The sequence below is a fragment of the Streptomyces sp. NBC_00669 genome (assembly GCF_036226785.1).
Classification (GTDB): Bacteria; Actinomycetota; Actinomycetes; order Streptomycetales; family Streptomycetaceae; genus Actinacidiphila.
Genome location: NZ_CP109018.1, coordinates 1,622,467 through 1,638,504 on the forward strand (window position 1 = coordinate 1,622,467; position 16,038 = coordinate 1,638,504).

Below are 16,038 nucleotides of genomic sequence, written 5' to 3' on the forward strand. Positions count from 1 at the left end.
CACCGGTACAGCTTACGTCGGGGCCCCACCCGGCGTACGCCGGGGGCGCGCCCCGATCCGCGAGCGACAACACCCCACCACAACAACCGATCCCCACCGGATCATCCGGCGGGGATCGGGTTTTCCGAAAAACTTCCCGCGAAACCTCCCGCGTCCGGCCCCGGCAACGCACCGAGTCGGGCAGAGCGGGACACGGTACGGCGGGTCAGGACGGGGCGGGGTGGCGCGGGATGGGGCAGGTCAGGGCGGACGTCAGGAGACCGGCCGGCGGGCGGCGCGGTTTCCGACGCCACGTCACTTCCCGGTCTTGGCCTCGTAGGCGGTCAGCACGTCCTCGGTCGGACCGTCCATCAGCATCACCCCGTGCTCCAACCAGATCACCCGCTCACAGGTGTCCCGGATCGACGCGTTGCTGTGACTGACCAGGAAGACCGTGCCCGCCTCCTTCCGCAACTCCCGAATACGCGACTCCGACCGCTTCTGGAACGCCCGGTCACCCGTCGCCAGCGCCTCGTCGATCATCAGCACATCGTGATCCTTCGCCGCCGCGATCGAGAACCGCAACCGCGCCGCCATACCCGACGAATACGTCCGCATCGGCAACGAGATGAAATCACCCTTCTCGTTGATCCCCGAGAAGTCCACGATCCCCTTGTACCGCGACCGCACCTCATCCCGCGACATCCCCATCGCCAACCCGCCCAGGATCACATTCGTCCCCCCGGTCAGATCGTTCATCAACGCCGCGTTCACCCCCAGCAACGACGGCTGCCCATCCGTGTAGATCCGCCCCGACTCCGGCGGCAACAACCCCGCGATCGCCCGCAACAACGTCGACTTCCCCGAACCGTTCGACCCGATGATCCCGATCGCCTCACCGCGATACGCCGTGAAACTCACGTTCTTCACCGCATGCACCCGCCGCACGTTCGACGACCGCCGCTTCTTCGACAGCATCCGCCCCAACGCCGCCGAAGCACTCCCCTTGCCCGTCCCCGCCCCGTACACCGTGTAGACGATGTTCACGTCCTCCACGATCACCGTCGGCACCATCGGACGACTCACCTGCACCGGCGGCAGCGCCGGCTGCTCAGCCACGGCCATAGGACTCTTCCGCCTTCCAGAAGTAGATGTACCCGCCCACCCCGACGACCAGCGACCACACCACCGCCATCGCCCACACATGCCGCGGCATCTGCGCCGCCGTCACACTGTCGATCAACGCGAACCGCATCAGATCGATATAGATCGCCGCCGGATTCACATCCAGCAGAATCCGCAGAATATGCGGCGCCGTCGTCGTCAGCTTCGTGATGGAGTACATCACCCCCGACATGTACATCCACGTCCGCAACATGAACGGCATCAACTGCGACAAGTCCGTCATCTTGCTGCCCAACCGCGCCACGATCAACGCCAACCCGGTATTGAACACCCACTGGCACAACAACGCCGGGAACATCAGCAACCACGACATGTCCGGCACCTCGCCGGTCATCAACACGATCGCCAACAACACGAACATCGACATCATCAACTGCTGCAACTGCATCAACGTGAACGCGATCGGCATCGACGCCCGCGGAAAATGCAACGCCCGGATCAACCCCAGATTCCCCGAGATCGACTTCACCCCGCTCAACACCGACGACTGCGTGAACGTGAAGATGAAGACACCCGTCACCAGGAACGCGATGAAGTTGTCGATACCCCGATGCGTACCGATCAGGATGCCGAAGATCAGGTAGTACACCGCCGCATTCAGCAACGGCGTCATCACCTGCCACAGCTGACCCAACCGCGCCTGCGTGTACTGCGCCGCCGTCCGCGCCTTCGCGAACTCGTTGATGAAATGTCGACGACCCCACAACTGACGGGTGTAAGCCACCAGACCAGGCCGAGCACCACTGACCGACAAGCCGTACTTGGCCGCGAGCTCCGCCGGACTGAGGCCGTCGTCAAAGGCCGAGGGCACCGGCGGGGCACCGACGGCGACCGCACCATTGTGCGTGGTATCGCTCACAGTTGACACTTTCGTCCTCAAGGTGCGCGCCGGGTGCAGGGGGTCTCCCGGACTGCGCCTGATGCTCTCAGATCCGAGCTTGTCAGATGATCGGGGGTCGACCCAGCCGGGTCAACCGCCATACCGTACGCCAGCGCATGGCCCGCCGGGGACCGCACGGTGTGGCCCAGCCCTCCCGGAAGCCGCCGAACCACGCGCGCAGCGCGGTGCCCGACGGCCTGCGCACCAAGGTGAGCGCCAGCCATACGCCGAGATACACCGGCACCAGGGGCCAGGGCAAGTTGCGCCGGGCCAGCCACACACGGTTTCTGGCCACCAGCCGGTGGTAGACCGCGTGCCGGGCGGGCGAGGTGGCCGGGTGCAGGAGCACCAGGTCGGAGCGGTAGTCGATCATCCAGCCGGCGTCAAGGGCACGCCAGGCCAGATCCGTCTCCTCGTGCGCGTAGAAGAACTGCTCGGGCAGCGCGCCGACCTGCCGGATGACCTCGGTGCGCACCGCGCAGGCACCGCCGAGGAAGGTGGTCACCCGGGAGTTGCGCATCGGGTCGGACGCGCGCAGCCGGGGCACGTGCCGGCGCTGGGTCTCGCCGGTCTGCGGGTCGGCGATCCGGAAGCTGATGATGCCCAGTTCGGGGTCCCGCGCGAACGCCTGCCGGACCAGTTCACCGGTGTCGTCGCCGGGCAGCAGGCCGTCGTCGTCGAGGAAGAGCACGATGTCGACGTCGCGGCCGCCGGGGCCGAACAGCTCGACGCCGACGTTGCGGCCGCCGGGGATGCCCAGGTTCTCCGGCAGTTCGGCGGTGCGCACGTGCTCGCGCTGCATCACCGGCAGCGGGGAGCCGTTGCCGACCAGCGCCACCTCGATCGGCGCGCCCTGCTGCTTGGCGACGGAGTCCAGCAGGTCCTGCAACTCCGCGGGACGGGTGCCCATGGTGATGATGACGGCGCCGACCGTCAGCGGGGTGCTCACTTCAGCCTGCTCGACGCGAGGACGGAGACGAGGTGGAGCAGGGTCTGCAGCAGCGCGATGCCGGCCAGCACGGCCACGCCGAGCCGGGTGAAGAACAGGTCGCCGCGGATCTGGTCGACGATCGCCAGCAGCAGGATGAGCATCGACGCCTCGATGCCGAGCACCAGCCGGTGGAACTGCAGGGCGGCGGCGGCCCGGCGGGCCAGCGCCATCCCGGAGGAGCGCGGCTCGGACGCCGACTCCTTGACCGGGGGCAGCCCGCCCTGGTGGCGGGCCACGCCGACGAGGTCGGTCTCGGCCTTGATCAGGACCGCGCCGAGCGCGGCGAGCGTGCCCAGGAAGGCCCACAGCCAGTCGATCCGGCCGCTGCCCCAGATGTCGGCGGCGCGCATCCCGAAGCCGACCAGCACGGCGGCGTCGGTCAGGTAGGCGCCGACCCGGTCGAGGTAGACGCCGGAGAGCGAGTACTGCTTCTTCCACCGCGCGATCTCGCCGTCGACGCAGTCGAGCAGCAGGTAGAGCTGGACCGCGACCACGCCGAGCACGGCACCGGCTATGCCCGGCACCAGCAGCGCCGGGGCGGCGAGCACGCCGCAGACGGTCATCAGATAGGTCAGTTGGTTGGGCGTGACACGGGTGTTGACCAGGTGCCGGTCGATGCGCAGCGACACCTCGCGCATGTAGAGCCGACCGGCCCAGTGCTCGCCGCTGCGCCGGTCCTTGACGCCCGCCGGATGAACGACGGGGCGCAGCTCAGCTACTGATGGTTTTGGCATAGTCGGCGTATGCGTCCCTGATCTCGGTGGCGGACAGGTCGAGGTGTTCCAGAATCGTGTAACGCCCGGGGCGGGTCTGCGGCGCGTAGCGCACCACGTCGACGAACTCCTGGGCGGTGAAGCCGATCTGCTCGGGCAGCACCGGCAGTCCGTGCCGGCGCAGGGTGTCGGCGATCAGCGCGGACTGCTCGCGGGCACCGCGCAGGTGCATCGCGAAGGCGGCGCCGAGGCCGGCTCCCTCGCCGTGGGCGGGGGCCCGCTGCGGGAAGAGCAGGTCGAAGGCGTGCAGGATCTCATGGCACGCGCCGGAGGCCGGGCGGCTGTCGCCGCTGACCGACATGGCGAGGCCGGAGAGCACCAGGGCCTCGGCGAGGACGGTGAGGAACTCGTCGTCGCCGATGGTGCCGGGGTGGCGCAGCACCGCCTCGCCGGCGGTGCGGGCCATGGCCGCGGCCAGGCCGTCCACCCGCTCGCCGGTCTCGCGGTGCGACAGTTCCCAGTCGGCGAGCGCGGAGAGGTTGGAGACCGCGTCGCCGATGCCGGCCCGGACGAAGCGGGGCGGCGCCTCCCGGACCACGTCCAGGTCGATCACCAGCGCTATGGGCGTCGGGACACCGTACGATCCGCTGCCGTTGTCGTTGTCGAGGGTGGAGACCGGCGAGCAGATGCCGTCGTGCGAGAGGTTGGTGGCGACCGACACCATCGGCAGCCCGACCCGCGCGGCGGCGTACTTCGTCGCGTCGATGATCTTGCCGCCGCCCAGGCCGACCACGGCGTCGTAGTGGCTGCCGCGCATCGCCTCGGCGAGCTTCACGGCCGCGTCGATGGTGCCGCCGGCCACCGGGAACCAGTCCGCGCCGGGCAGCTCGGGGGCCAGCCGCTCGCGCAGGCGGGCGCCCGAGCCGTCGCTGACCGCGATGGCGATCTTGCCGGCCGCCGAGATCCGCTGGTCGGCCAGGAGCCGGGAGAGGTCGGCGAGCGCGCCCCTGCGGATGTCGACGACGACCGGCGAGGGAACCAGCCGGGTCAGTACTGGCACGCGATCTCCCGTCCACGGGCGAGGTCGGCGTGGTTGTCGATCTCGACCCACGGGATGTCGCCGACCGGCGCCACGTCCAGGGTGTGGCCGCGGTCGACCAGTTCCTGGTAGCCGTCCTCGTAGTACAGGTCCGGGTCGCGCTCGTAGGTGGCCTTCAGCGCGTCGGCGAGGTCGGCGGCCGCGTCGGCCTCGATCAGGGTGACGCCGATGTACTCGCCGGTGGCCGCGGCCGGGTCCATCAGCTTGGTGATCCGGCGCACCCCGCGGCCGGGCTCGGTGACGACCTTCATCTCCTCGTCGGCGAGCTTCTTGACGGTGTCCAGCGCGAGGATGATCCGGCGGCCCTCGCCGCGGGCGGCCAGCAGGGTCTGCTCGACGGAGACCGGGTGCACGGTGTCGCCGTTGGCCAGAATCACCCCCTCCCGGAGCACGTCGCGGGCGCACCACAGGGAGTAGGCGTTGTTCCACTCCTCGGCCTTGTCGTTGTCGACCAGGGTCAGTTCGACGCCGTAGCGGGCCTCCAGGGCCGTCTTGCGCTCGTACACCGCTTCCTTGCGGTAGCCGACCACGACGGCGGCCCGCTTGATGCCGACCGCGGCGAAGTTCCCCAGCGTGAGGTCGAGTACGGTCGGGCCGTCCGCGGCGCCGTCCGGTCCGACCGGCACCAGCGCCTTCGGCAGCGTGTCCGTGTACGGCCGCAGACGCCGTCCTGCGCCTGCCGCCAGCACCAGGCCGATCATGCGGGTTCTCCTGATTCGTCGTGTACGGCGGGCGCCCCGGAGGACACCCAGAAGCGGATGCTCTCGGTGACGACGAGCAGCGCGAGTACGGCGGCGAGCACCGTCAGCGCGACGGTGAAGCCGGTGCGGTGGGCTCCTGTGACCAGGGCCGCCGACAGGACGGCCACCAGCAGCGCCCGGCCCTCGTGTCCGCCCGCCGCCCGCACCAGCGCGCGGGGCGGCGCTCCGGTGCCGCCGCGGATGCGGTACACCGTGTCGTAGTGATGGTAGGCGACCGCGGCCACCAGCCCGAATGCGGCGGGCAACGCCCCGTTCACCTGGGAGACGGCCGCCAGTGCCAGCACCGCGCCGTACTCGCCGGCCCGGAAGAACGGCGGCACCAGCCAGTCCAGCGCGCCCTTCAGCGGCCGGGCGACGGCGATCCCGCTGGTCACGACGTAGAGCGCGGCGGCCGCGACCACCCACCAGGTGCCGCGGGCGGCCAGTGCGGCGGTCGCGGTGAGCGCGCCGGCGCCGATCGCGGCGAGCAGCGGCGGCGCGAAGGCGGGCAGCCGCCGGGCGAGCGGGGCGGTGACGCGTGCCACGGCCTCGGCCAGCGGTCCGCTGTCGGCGAGGTCGGCGAGCGCCTGGGCGGCCCGGTCGGTCCGCTTCGCCTTCCGGGTGAGCGAGCGCAGCACCCGGCCGGCGGTGGTGTAGCAGGCGGCGAGGCCGCAGCCGATCAGCAGGACCACGAAGGTGATCCGGGGCGTGGTGGCGGCGGTCAGCACCGCGATCAGGAACCAGCGCTCGCCGATCGGCAGCACGATCATCCGGCGCACCCACACGGTCCAGCCGACGCTGTCCAGCCGCCCGGACAGGGCGGCGGTGGGGCTGGTGTTGGCGGCGGCGTCGTGGTTGGCCTCGTTGAAGGAGAAGTCCACGACGTGCCGGCAGGTCTGGAGCACCATCGCGCCCAGCGCCAGCGCCCACACGTCGTCATGGCCGCCGCGGGCCGCGCCCAGCGCCAGGCCCGCGTAGTACGCGTACTCCTTGGCGCGGTCGAAGGTCGCGTCCAGCCAGGCGCCGAGCGTGGAGTACTGCAGGGAGTAGCGGGCGAGCTGGCCGTCGGTGCAGTCCAGGACGAACGAGGCGAGCAGCAGCACCCCGGCGGCGACGTAGCCGGCCCGGGTGCCGGTGGCCGCGCAGCCGGCGGCGATCAGCGCGACCAGCAGGGACGCGGTGGTGACCTGGTTGGGGGTCAGGCCGCGCCGGGCGCACCAGCGCGCGATGTAGCGGGAGTAGGGGCTGATGAAGTGCGTGGTGAAGAAGCCGTCGCGGGACTTCACCGCGCTGCGCAGCCGTACCGCCTCCTCGTCCACGCCGGCGATCGCGTCGGCGGCGGCGGCCTGCTCCTGCGGGCCGCGGGCCACCCGGGCCACCAGCACGCCCAGTTCCGGCCGGTACGGTTCGGCGCCCTGCCGGCCCAGTTCCCCGGCGAGCAGGTCGGCGAGCACGTCGCCGTCGGAGACGGTGGCGGTGGGCGCGCCGCCCTGCGCCGCGGCCGGGCCGGCCGCCACCACCGGGGCGGCGGCGTTGCCGGCCAGGTCGGCGAGCGCCCTGGCCAGGGCCGGGCGGGCGGCGGTCTGCACGGCCAGCGCGCCGGGCACGGCGCCGGCGTCGAAGCGGGGGTCGGTCAGCGCCAGCCGCAGGGCGTGGCGGTGGCCGCGGAAGCGGCGGTCGACGACCGCGACGCGCTCGGCGGGCGGCGCGTCGGCGACGCGCTCGGCCACCGCGCGCGGCCCGTCGGCCTCCACGACCTGGAATCCCAGGGCCCGCAGGTCGTCCGCGAGCGGCGACGGCGTCCCGGCGTCGGGCGGGCCGGTGAGAATTGCGGTCGACAGAGGAACCCACTCCCTGAATGCGTACGAAGGCGCACCGGCGAGGCCGCGGCAGGCGGCTCCGGGCCGGACACGACGGCGAGGTTATCGGATGCGGGTCGGCAGTCGTTCACTGCGTGTTCGCCTGAACTTGGCCCGTCCGGTGTGATCATCATCCTCGATTCCGGGCGCCCGTCACAACATTGGGGCATCCATGCCTCCTCACCGGCTCGCGGATCACTGTCGGCGACAACTGAGGGTCACCTCACCACCGCAGGTCACCGCACATGACAACGGTCTCCAGTATCGGCTTGCCCACGGTGGGTAACCGGTGTTGACTGGCCGCCGGGACCACGCGAGCAGACGTTCTGCGGGCGTCATCAGCATGCGGAAGGGGGCCTCGCCGATGGGCGCAGGGATCGGCCACAGCCACGGGAACGGCCATGGCCATCAGCACGGCCCGGTCGCCGCCACCGCCGGCGGCGCGCACCGCGGACGGCTGCGGATCGCCCTGTCGATCACCCTGCTGGTGCTGGCCACCGAGGTGGCGGGCAGCCTGCTCACCGGTTCGCTCGCGCTGCTCGCCGACGCGGGCCACATGGCCACCGACGCGGCGGGCCTGGCGATGGCGCTGCTCGCCGTACACGTCGCCGCCCGGCCGCCGAGCGAGCGCCGCACCTTCGGCTACGCCCGCGCCGAGATCCTGGCCGCGGGGCTCAACGCGCTGCTGCTGCTCGCCGTCGGCGTCTTCATCTTCTACGAGGGCGTGCGCCGCCTGATCACCCCGCACGGCATCGACGGCGGCGCCACGATCGTCTTCGGTGTGATCGGCCTGGTGGCGAACTCGGTGTCGCTGGTGGTGCTGATGGCCGGCCAGAAGGAGAGCCTGAACGTCAGGGCCGCCTTCCTGGAGGTGATGGCCGACGCGTTCGGCTCGCTCGCGGTGGTGGCGGCCGCGGTGACCTACCTCGTCAGCGGCTGGCGGCAGGCCGACGCGGTGGCCTCGCTGCTGATCGGCGTGCTGATCGTGCCGCGCATCTGGCAGCTCCTGCGCGAGGTGCTGGACGTCCTGCTGGAGGCGGCGCCCAAGGGCGTGGACATGCGGCAGGTGCGGCGGCACATCGAGACGCTGCCGGGCGTCGAGGGGCTGCACGACCTGCACGTGTGGACCATCACCTCGGGCCTGCCGGTGCTGTCCGCGCACGTGGTGGTGAGCCAGGACGTGCTCGACGCGGTGGGGTACGAAAAGATGCTGCACGACCTCCAGGGCTGCCTCGGCACGCACTTCGACGTCGAGCACTGCACGTTCCAGCTCGAACCGGCCGGGCACGCGGCCCACGAGCCCGGGCTGTGCCGCTGACGGCGCCCGGTGCCGCCGGGTGACCACCTGTGCGCCTCCGGGCGCCGGTGCGGCGAGGCGGTGCGGGCGCGGAGCAGACGCGGCGGTGAGGCAGACTAAGGGCCTGTCGTTTGGATCTCCGCGGGCTGAAGGAGCGGTGCCCGGATTGCACCGCACAGATCCGAACGACGGGCCCTTAGGGCTTGTCGTCGAACGCGAAGGATGGAAATGCCAACCAGTCCTGCCACCGGCCGACCCGGCTCCCCCGCCACCGTGCCGTCCCCGAACGGGGTAGCAGAACCGATCATGCTCGAACTGGTCGACGAGAACGGCGTCACCATCGGCACGGCGGAGAAGCTGTCGGCGCATCTCGCGCCCGGCCGGCTGCACCGGGCGTTCTCGGTCTTCCTCTTCGACGACGAGGGCCGGCTGCTGCTCCAGCGCAGGGCGCTGAGCAAGTACCACTCCCCCGGCGTGTGGTCCAACACCTGCTGCGGCCACCCGTACCCCGGCGAGCAGCCGTTCGTGGCCGCGGCCCGGCGCACCGCCGAGGAGCTGGGGGTCGCGCCGGTGCTGATGCGCGAGGCGGGCACGGTCCGCTACAACCACCCGGACCCGGCCTCGGGCCTGGTCGAGCAGGAGTACAACCACCTCTACGTCGGCCTGGTCCGCGACCCGCTGCGGCCGGACCCGGAGGAGATCGGCGAGACGCTCTTCGCCACTCCCGACGAGCTGGCGAAGCTGCGCGAGGACGGCCCGTTCTCGGCGTGGTTCCAGACCGTGCTGGACGCGGCGCTGCCCGCGGTACGCGAGGTGACCGGCACCGCGGGTTGGTGACCGGCACCGCGGGTCGGTGACCGCAGGCTCGGGTCGGTGACCGGCCGTACGGGTCGGTGAACGGTTATACGGGCGGGTGTCGCGCCAGGTCGCGGCCCCGCCCGGTCAGGACGTGAGCGGGCGCAGCGGGAGCGCCGCCCAGATCACCTTGCCGCCGCCCGGGGTCTGCGCGATGTCGCAGGAGCCGCCCGCCTCGTCCGTGATCGTCTTGACCAGCACCAGGCCGCGCCCGCCGGTGCGCGCGTGGTCGGTCTCCAGCGCCTTCGGCCGGTACGGGTGGTTGTCCTCCACCGCGATCCTGATCCACTCGGGGCCCACCGCGAGCTCGACCGCGACCTCGGGCGAGAGCACCGCGGCGTGCTTCACCGCGTTGGTGACCAGCTCGGAGACGATCAGCAGCAGGCCGAAGAGCGTGTCGTCGTCGATGGGGACGCCCTGCTCGTGGACGAGCGCGCGCACGCCCCGCCGCACCTGCGGCACCGAGGCGTCGACCGTGGGAGCGGTGAACCGCCACACCCCTTCGTACGGTCGTGGAACCGGAGCCGGTGTCGGGGCCTGACCGAGCGGGACACTCCCGCGGACCTCCATGACCGCACCCACCATCGCTTTCGCGTGACATCGTCCGACAGGGCCTGCCGAGGCGTCCGCCCGGGGAACCGTGGCGACCGGGAGGACCGGGAGAATCAGCCTCACCCGTCGAGTGTCCGCGTCTGTTGCACCTGCACGTGCAGGAGACCGCAACTCCACGACTTTGCGCGTTTCGCGATCGGATCGGACCGGAGGCGATCGGCTGCGCGTCGGATACCGACCGCCGGGTGTGTGGTCGGGGCGGTCGGGGCCGGGGCGGCACGCGTGGTTAGGATCGTCCGGCGGCACCTGGACGGTGCTCGTGCACGCACGAAGGAGCACCTGATGTCCCGGTTCGGCCCCGGTCTGCTGGTGAGCACCGAGGACGGTGCCGCGACCGTCACCCTCAGCAACTCGGCACGGCGCAACGCGATGACGCTCGGCATGTGGCGGGCGCTGCCCAGGGTGCTGGCCGGGCTGGCCGCCGACCCCGGAGTACGGCTGGTGGTGCTCACCGGCGAGGGCGAGGCGTTCAGCGCGGGTGCGGACATCTCGGAGCTGGCCGATCCCGAGGGGCGGCGGGCCGCGCAGGAGGCCGCGCTCGCGGCCGAGGAGGCGCTGGCGGCGTTCCCCAAGCCCACGGTGGCCGCGGTGCGCGGTTTCTGCGTCGGTGGCGGCTGCCAGCTCGCGGTCGCCTGCGATGTGCGGTTCGCCGCGCGGGGGGCGCGGTTCGGGGTGACCCCGGCCCGGCTCGGCATCGTCTACCCAGCTGCCTCCACCCGGCGCCTTGTCGCTCTCGCGGGGTCCGGCACCGCGAAGTACCTGCTGTTCTCCGCGGAGCTGATCGACGAGGAGCGGGCGCTGCGGACCGGTCTGATCGACGAGGTGGTCTCCGACGGGGACGAACTGGACGCGCGGGTGCGCCGGTTCGCGGAGGTCCTCACGAGTAGGTCGAGGCTCACGCAGGCCGCCGCGAAGGAGTTCGCGGCGGGGGAGCCGTCCGCTGAGCGTGTCGCCTACTGGGCCCGGCAGGCCGCGGAGAGTTCTGAGGCGACGGAAGGGGCCGAGGCGTTTCTCGCGGGGGGTTGGGCTTCGGTGACGCCCCGCTCTGCTCCGTAAGGCCGTCGCGCGACCTTCTCGGGGCTCGGGCTCCCCCGGGGCAGCCCACGCCCCACCCTGCCCCGTCAGGCCGTCACGCGACCTTCTCGGCGCTGTGGCTGGTCGCGCCGTTCCCCGCGCCCCTGATATTCGCTCGGGCTCCCCCGGCGCAGCCCCGCTCCACCCGGCCCCGTCGGGCCGTCACGCGACCTTCCGCCCGCTGCGGCTGATCGCGCAGTTCCCCGCGCCCCTGATTTTCGCTCGGCTCCTCCGCGCCTCGGCTGCGCCCCTCCGGCCGCGGATTTCCGCGCGCCACCGGGATTGCTCGGGCTCCCCCGGCGCAGCCCCGCTCCGCCCTGCCCCGTCGGGCCGTCGCGCGACCTTCCGCCCGCTGCGGCTGATCGCGCAGTTCCCCGCGCCCCTGATATCCGCTCGGCTCCTCCGCGCCTCGGCCGCGCTCCTGATATTCGCTCGGCTCCTCCGTGCCTCGGCTGCGCCCCTTGGGGAATGCTCGGCTTTGTCAGGCCACGCGGGTGGCTCCGGGGCGTTCGCGTTTGGTGGGGCCCTGGGGCATCGCGGGGTGGCGGCCGAGGAGGAGGACGCCGGCGACGACGGCGGCGAGGCCGGCTGCTTGGAAGGCGAGGGCGAGGGGGGTGACGCGGATCTGGTCGCCGAGGAAGCCGATTCCGCAGGCGATGCCGGCGAGGGGCTGGGCGGCGGTGAGGGCGGGGAGGGACATGCGGAGGGGGGCGGCCTCGAAGGCGGACTGGACCAGGAGTATGCCGGTGATGCCGATGCCGAGGACGGCGTAGGGCTGCCAGCTCACGAGGAGCTGGTCGAGCCCGTCGTCCTCGACGATGGACCCGCAGATGCGGGTGAGGGCGTCCTGGAGCCCGTAGATCAGGCCGGCGGCGAGCGCGAGGAAGGTGGCCTCGGAGGACGGCTGGAGGCCCTTCGCGTAGAGGGTGACCAGGAGCGCGAGCCCGGCCACGATGCCGAACACCAGCCAGTGCCGCAGCGCGCTCGCGACGTGCCCGCCGCTGTGCGGCTGCCCGGCGACGATGAACGCGGTCACGCCGAGCGCGAGCAGCGCCACCCCGCCCCAGCCGCTCCAGCCCAGCGGTTGGCGGGTGAGCCAGCGCGACAGCGCCATCGCGAACAGCAGGTTCGTGGCGGTGAGCGGCTCGACCAGGGACACCTCGCCGTGGGTGAGCGCGATCGCGCTGAGCACCTGGCCGGCGACCATGAACCCGACGCCCAGCAGCCAGTCCGGCATCCGGATGAGGTCCAGCAGCAGCCGGAACGAGAGGATGTCCGCCCGCGGCGCACGGGCCGCCGCGCGCTGCTGCAGCACGAACCCCAGGCCCAGACAGCAGGCGGCACCTACGCCGAGCAGGAACACGGCCACGCCGTCACTGTAGCTCCCGGACCTGGGCACGTCCGGCGTTGGCGACCTCCGGCCCGGCGCGTGGCGCCGGTCAGGGCAGCGCGCTCGGCACGGTCTGCGCGCCCTCCCACACCGTGAGGAAGGCCAGCCGCAGGCACGCGGCGAGCGCCGGGTGCTCGATGTAGAGCGCGGTGGTCGCGTCGGTGCCGGCCACCGGGTCGGGCATGTCGCACAGGACGAGCGACGCGTCGGCCACCACCAGCTTCAGCGGCAGCTCCGCGGCGAACCGGCTCTCCTCCCCCGCCGCGCCGAACCTCCGCACGTTCTCCAGCACTTCGCCGTCGGCCAGCGCCTCGTTGGTGTAGATCGCCCGGACCGAGCCGCCGGAGCGGCGCAGCCGCCGGACGACCTTGATGCCGGTGGCGTTCAGCGGGGAGGCGACGAAGGGCGGCTTGCAGAAGCTCAGCAGCTCCTGCCGGGCCTGCGCCTGGATGTCGGCGAACGCCTCGGCGATCGACTTCGGGTCGCGCAGGATCTCCACGTAGTCCATCGGCACGGTCTGGGTGCGGCCCTCGGTCCAGACCGGCAGCAGCGCGGCGGTGAGCGCGGAGGACATCCGGTCCAGCCGCTCCAGGGTCTCGCGCTGGTGGGCCATCAGCCGGGCGACGGCGAGTTCGGGCGCGACCGCGGAGAAGGTGGCCACCCGGCCCGGCCGGGTGGTGGCCAACCGCCGCCTGACCAGCGCGTCGAGCACGTCGTAGACCCGCTGCCGCGGCACGTCCGCCTCGCGCGCGACCTCGGCCGCGGTGTAGGACTCGCGGCGGACCAGAGCGAGGTAGACCCGGGCCTCGTAGCGCGCCAGACCCAGTGCGACCAGGTCGCCGACCGGCTCTTCCTCCGTCTCCATGAACGACGACCGTATACGGCGGAGATCGTCCGGCGGAAGCGACCGGGGGGACACTCGGGCACAAGTCGAGGGCAATCCTTTACCAACACCCGGTAGTTCCTTGACGATACTCCTCACTACCTTCATCTCGTCACCACTCAACGGGGTGGCAGTGAACAGAAGTTGGCATCGGCTCCACCTGTTCCACGGGCTCCACACATTCCACCGGCTCCATCAGTGTCGCCCGTTTCCGCCCGCTCCACCCCGTTCACTCGCACCCCCGTTCCACCTCCGCCCCACCAGTGCACGTGCGCCACGCGAAGTCCAGGCGCGCCATGGCATGGCTTGTCATGCTCTTGACATATTCGGCCATGGACGCCCTCGTCAGGATTTCCCCCCATGGAGGGCAGTTCATTGCAGCTCAGTACCGGCCCGGTCAGACGGGTCTTCCGGCGCGCGACCATCGCGGCGGTCGCCGCGGGCGCGCTCCTGACCGGCGGCATGTACGCCGCCACCGCCGCCACCGCGGCTCCCGCCACCAGCACGACCTCCGCCGCCGCCCCCGCGGCGAGCGGCAACGGCACCGCGGCCGTCGGCCCCGCCGCCGGCAAGGACGCCCAGCACCTGTGCGCGACCCCCAGCAAGGGCCAGATGGCCTGTATGGCGCTGGCCCGTACCGACGTCGCGCACCACCTCGGCATCTCCCCGAACGCGACCCCGTCCGGCTACGGCCCCACCGACCTGACGAGCGCCTACGCCCTGCCGAGCGGCGGCTCCGGCCAGACGGTCGGCATCGTGGACGCCCAGGACGACCCGAACGCCGAGGCGGACCTGGCCACTTACCGCTCGCAGTACGGCCTGCCGGCCTGCACCACGGCCAACGGCTGCTTCAAGAAGGTCAACCAGACCGGCGGCACCAGCTACCCGACCGCCGACTCCGGCTGGGCCGGGGAGATCTCCCTCGACCTGGACATGGTCAGCGCGGTCTGCCCGCAGTGCCACATCCTGCTCGTCGAGGCGACCAGCGCGAGCATGAGCGACCTGGGCACCTCGGTCAACGAGGCGGTCACCCTCGGCGCGAAGTACGTCTCCAACAGCTACGGCGGCGGCGAGTCCTCCTCCGACTCCAGCTACGACTCGTCGTACTTCAACCACCCGGGCGTCGCCATCACCGTCAGCGCCGGTGACGAGGGCTACGGCGCGGAGTACCCGGCCGCCTCGAAGTACGTCACCGCGGTCGGCGGCACGGCGCTCAACCGCGCCAGCGGCACCACCCGCGGCTGGACGGAGTCCGTCTGGAACACCTCCAGCTCCGAGGGCACCGGCTCCGGCTGCTCGTCCTACGACGCCAAGCCCACCTGGCAGACCGACACCGGCTGCTCCAAGCGCACCATCTCCGACGTCTCCGCGGTCGCCGACCCGGCCACCGGCGTGGCCGTCTACGACTCCTACGGCGCCAGTGGCTGGCAGCAGTACGGCGGCACCAGCGCCTCGTCGCCGATCATCGCCTCGGTCTACGCCCTGGCCGGCACCCCGGCCGCCGGCACCACCCCGGCGTCCTACCCGTACGCGCACACCGGCTCGCTCAACGACGTGACCAGCGGCTCCAACGGCAGCTGCAGCGGCAGCTACCTGTGCACCGCCGGCCCCGGCTACGACGGCCCGACCGGCCTCGGCACGCCCAACGGCACCGCTGCCTTCACCAACGGCGGCTCGACCGGCGGCAACACCGTGACGGTCACCAACCCGGGCAACCAGTCCACCCAGACCGGCACCGCGGCGAGCCTCCAGATCCAGGCCAGCGACTCCGCCTCCGGCCAGACCCTCAGCTACAGCGCGTCCGGCCTCCCGGCCGGCCTGTCGATCAACGCCTCCACCGGGTTGATCTCCGGCACCCCGACCACCGCGGGCACCTCCAGCGTCACGGTCACCGCCAAGGACGGCACCAACGCGTCCGGCTCGACGTCCTTCAGCTGGACCGTGAGCACCTCCGGCGGGGGCGGCGGCTGCACGGCCTCCCAGCTGCTGAGCAACCCGGGCTTCGAGTCCGGCACCACCGGCTGGACCTCGTCCTCGGGCGTGATCGACAACAGCACCGACGCCCCGGCGCACTCGGGCTCCTACAAGGCGTGGTTCGACGGCTACGGCACGACCCACACCGACACGCTCTCCCAGTCGGTGACGATCCCCGCCACCTGCACCAGCGCGAGCCTGTCCTTCTACCTCTACATCAGCACAAACGAGACGGGTTCGACCGCGTACGACAAGTTCACCGTCGCGGCCGGCTCCAGCACGCTCGCCACGTACTCCAACGTCAACGCGAGCAGCGGCTACGTGCTGAAGACGGTCAACGTCTCCTCCCAGATCGGCAAGACCTTCACCCTCAAGTTCACCGGCTCGGAGGACTCCCTCTACGCCACGTCGTTCCTGCTGGACGACACGGCGGTCAACGTGAGCTGATCCACCGCGCTCCGGCGCACCGAGACCACGTGGTCCGGGCCGCACATGAGGCGGCCCGGG

The 16,038-nt window shown here is 71.7% G+C and carries 14 protein-coding genes; 4 read left to right on the forward strand and 10 right to left on the reverse strand.

Features of this window, described 5'->3' with window-relative positions:
- Positions 1-294: 294 nt before the first annotated feature.
- The 7 genes from OG896_RS06425 to OG896_RS06455 form a co-directional block, all read right to left on the reverse strand.
- The gene (locus OG896_RS06425) at positions 295-1,104 is read right to left on the reverse strand and encodes an ABC transporter ATP-binding protein (protein WP_328463468.1); all 810 of its coding nucleotides are present in this window, start codon (positions 1,102-1,104) and stop codon (positions 295-297) included.
- Positions 1,091-2,023 (reverse strand): ABC transporter permease, encoded by a 933-nt coding sequence (locus OG896_RS06430; protein WP_328471314.1) that lies wholly within the window; start codon positions 2,021-2,023, stop codon positions 1,091-1,093. Before OG896_RS06430 ends, OG896_RS06425 begins: the two co-directional genes overlap by 14 nt.
- Positions 2,024-2,105: 82 nt before the next feature.
- On the reverse strand, positions 2,106-2,981 hold the full coding sequence (locus tag OG896_RS06435; RefSeq protein ID WP_329373746.1) for a glycosyltransferase family 2 protein: 876 nt from the start codon (positions 2,979-2,981) through the stop codon (positions 2,106-2,108).
- An 8-nt stretch (positions 2,982-2,989) separates the two neighbouring features.
- Positions 2,990-3,769, reverse strand: coding sequence for a CDP-alcohol phosphatidyltransferase family protein (locus OG896_RS06440; RefSeq protein ID WP_329363240.1), 780 nt, complete (start codon positions 3,767-3,769; stop codon positions 2,990-2,992).
- The gene (locus tag OG896_RS06445; protein ID WP_329363242.1) at positions 3,747-4,808 is read right to left on the reverse strand and encodes an iron-containing alcohol dehydrogenase family protein; all 1,062 of its coding nucleotides are present in this window, start codon (positions 4,806-4,808) and stop codon (positions 3,747-3,749) included. Before OG896_RS06445 ends, OG896_RS06440 begins: the two co-directional genes overlap by 23 nt.
- On the reverse strand, positions 4,796-5,548 hold the full coding sequence (locus OG896_RS06450) for a phosphocholine cytidylyltransferase family protein (protein ID WP_329363244.1): 753 nt from the start codon (positions 5,546-5,548) through the stop codon (positions 4,796-4,798). The genes OG896_RS06445 and OG896_RS06450 overlap by 13 nt, the downstream gene beginning before the upstream one ends.
- Positions 5,545-7,428: a DUF5941 domain-containing protein gene (locus OG896_RS06455; RefSeq protein WP_329373748.1), complete on the reverse strand. Its 1,884-nt coding sequence runs from the start codon at positions 7,426-7,428 to the stop codon at positions 5,545-5,547. The genes OG896_RS06450 and OG896_RS06455 overlap by 4 nt, the downstream gene beginning before the upstream one ends.
- Before the next feature lie 382 nt (positions 7,429-7,810).
- On the opposite strand from OG896_RS06455, the gene OG896_RS06460 reads away from it, so the two are divergent.
- Positions 7,811-8,764 carry a cation diffusion facilitator family transporter gene (locus OG896_RS06460; RefSeq protein ID WP_329363245.1) on the forward strand — a complete coding sequence of 318 codons (954 nt, stop codon included), beginning with the start codon at positions 7,811-7,813 and terminating at the stop codon, positions 8,762-8,764.
- Between the two features lie 207 nt (positions 8,765-8,971).
- Positions 8,972-9,580 (forward strand): isopentenyl-diphosphate Delta-isomerase, encoded by a 609-nt coding sequence (idi, locus tag OG896_RS06465; RefSeq protein WP_328471304.1) that lies wholly within the window; start codon positions 8,972-8,974, stop codon positions 9,578-9,580.
- A 105-nt stretch (positions 9,581-9,685) separates the two neighbouring features.
- Here idi and OG896_RS06470 read toward each other — a convergent pair whose 3' ends face one another.
- Positions 9,686-10,168: an ATP-binding protein gene (locus OG896_RS06470; RefSeq protein WP_329363248.1), complete on the reverse strand. Its 483-nt coding sequence runs from the start codon at positions 10,166-10,168 to the stop codon at positions 9,686-9,688.
- A 324-nt stretch (positions 10,169-10,492) separates the two neighbouring features.
- Between OG896_RS06470 and OG896_RS06475 the strand changes: the two genes are divergently transcribed.
- Positions 10,493-11,266 carry an enoyl-CoA hydratase/isomerase family protein gene (locus OG896_RS06475; protein ID WP_329363250.1) on the forward strand — a complete coding sequence of 258 codons (774 nt, stop codon included), beginning with the start codon at positions 10,493-10,495 and terminating at the stop codon, positions 11,264-11,266.
- Between the two features lie 499 nt (positions 11,267-11,765).
- On the opposite strand, the gene OG896_RS06480 is transcribed toward OG896_RS06475, so the two are convergent.
- A complete protein-coding gene (locus tag OG896_RS06480; protein ID WP_329363251.1) occupies positions 11,766-12,653 on the reverse strand; it encodes a DMT family transporter in 888 nt (295 codons plus the stop codon).
- A gap of 70 nt (positions 12,654-12,723) precedes the next feature.
- Positions 12,724-13,539, reverse strand: a complete 816-nt coding sequence (locus OG896_RS06485) for a TrmB family transcriptional regulator (RefSeq protein ID WP_328471296.1) — start codon at positions 13,537-13,539, stop codon at positions 12,724-12,726.
- A gap of 378 nt (positions 13,540-13,917) precedes the next feature.
- Between OG896_RS06485 and OG896_RS06490 the strand changes: the two genes are divergently transcribed.
- Entirely contained in the window at positions 13,918-15,978 is a 2,061-nt protein-coding gene (locus OG896_RS06490) for a putative Ig domain-containing protein (RefSeq protein WP_443056949.1), read from the forward strand.
- Positions 15,979-16,038 lie beyond the last annotated feature (60 nt).

Coding starts and splice junctions, on each gene's coding strand:
- OG896_RS06440 (WP_329363240.1), bottom strand. CDS start 3,769: ATGCCAAAACCATCAGTAGCTGAGCTGCGCCCCGTCGTTCATCCGGCG.
- OG896_RS06470 (WP_329363248.1), bottom strand. CDS start 10,168: ATGGAGGTCCGCGGGAGTGTCCCGCTCGGTCAGGCCCCGACACCGGCT.
- OG896_RS06490 (WP_443056949.1), top strand. CDS start 13,918: ATGGAGGGCAGTTCATTGCAGCTCAGTACCGGCCCGGTCAGACGGGTC.
- OG896_RS06475 (WP_329363250.1), top strand. CDS start 10,493: ATGTCCCGGTTCGGCCCCGGTCTGCTGGTGAGCACCGAGGACGGTGCC.
- OG896_RS06450 (WP_329363244.1), bottom strand. CDS start 5,548: ATGATCGGCCTGGTGCTGGCGGCAGGCGCAGGACGGCGTCTGCGGCCG.
- idi (WP_328471304.1), top strand. CDS start 8,972: ATGCCAACCAGTCCTGCCACCGGCCGACCCGGCTCCCCCGCCACCGTG.
- OG896_RS06485 (WP_328471296.1), bottom strand. CDS start 13,539: ATGGAGACGGAGGAAGAGCCGGTCGGCGACCTGGTCGCACTGGGTCTG.
- OG896_RS06425 (WP_328463468.1), bottom strand. CDS start 1,104: ATGGCCGTGGCTGAGCAGCCGGCGCTGCCGCCGGTGCAGGTGAGTCGT.
- OG896_RS06460 (WP_329363245.1), top strand. CDS start 7,811: ATGGGCGCAGGGATCGGCCACAGCCACGGGAACGGCCATGGCCATCAG.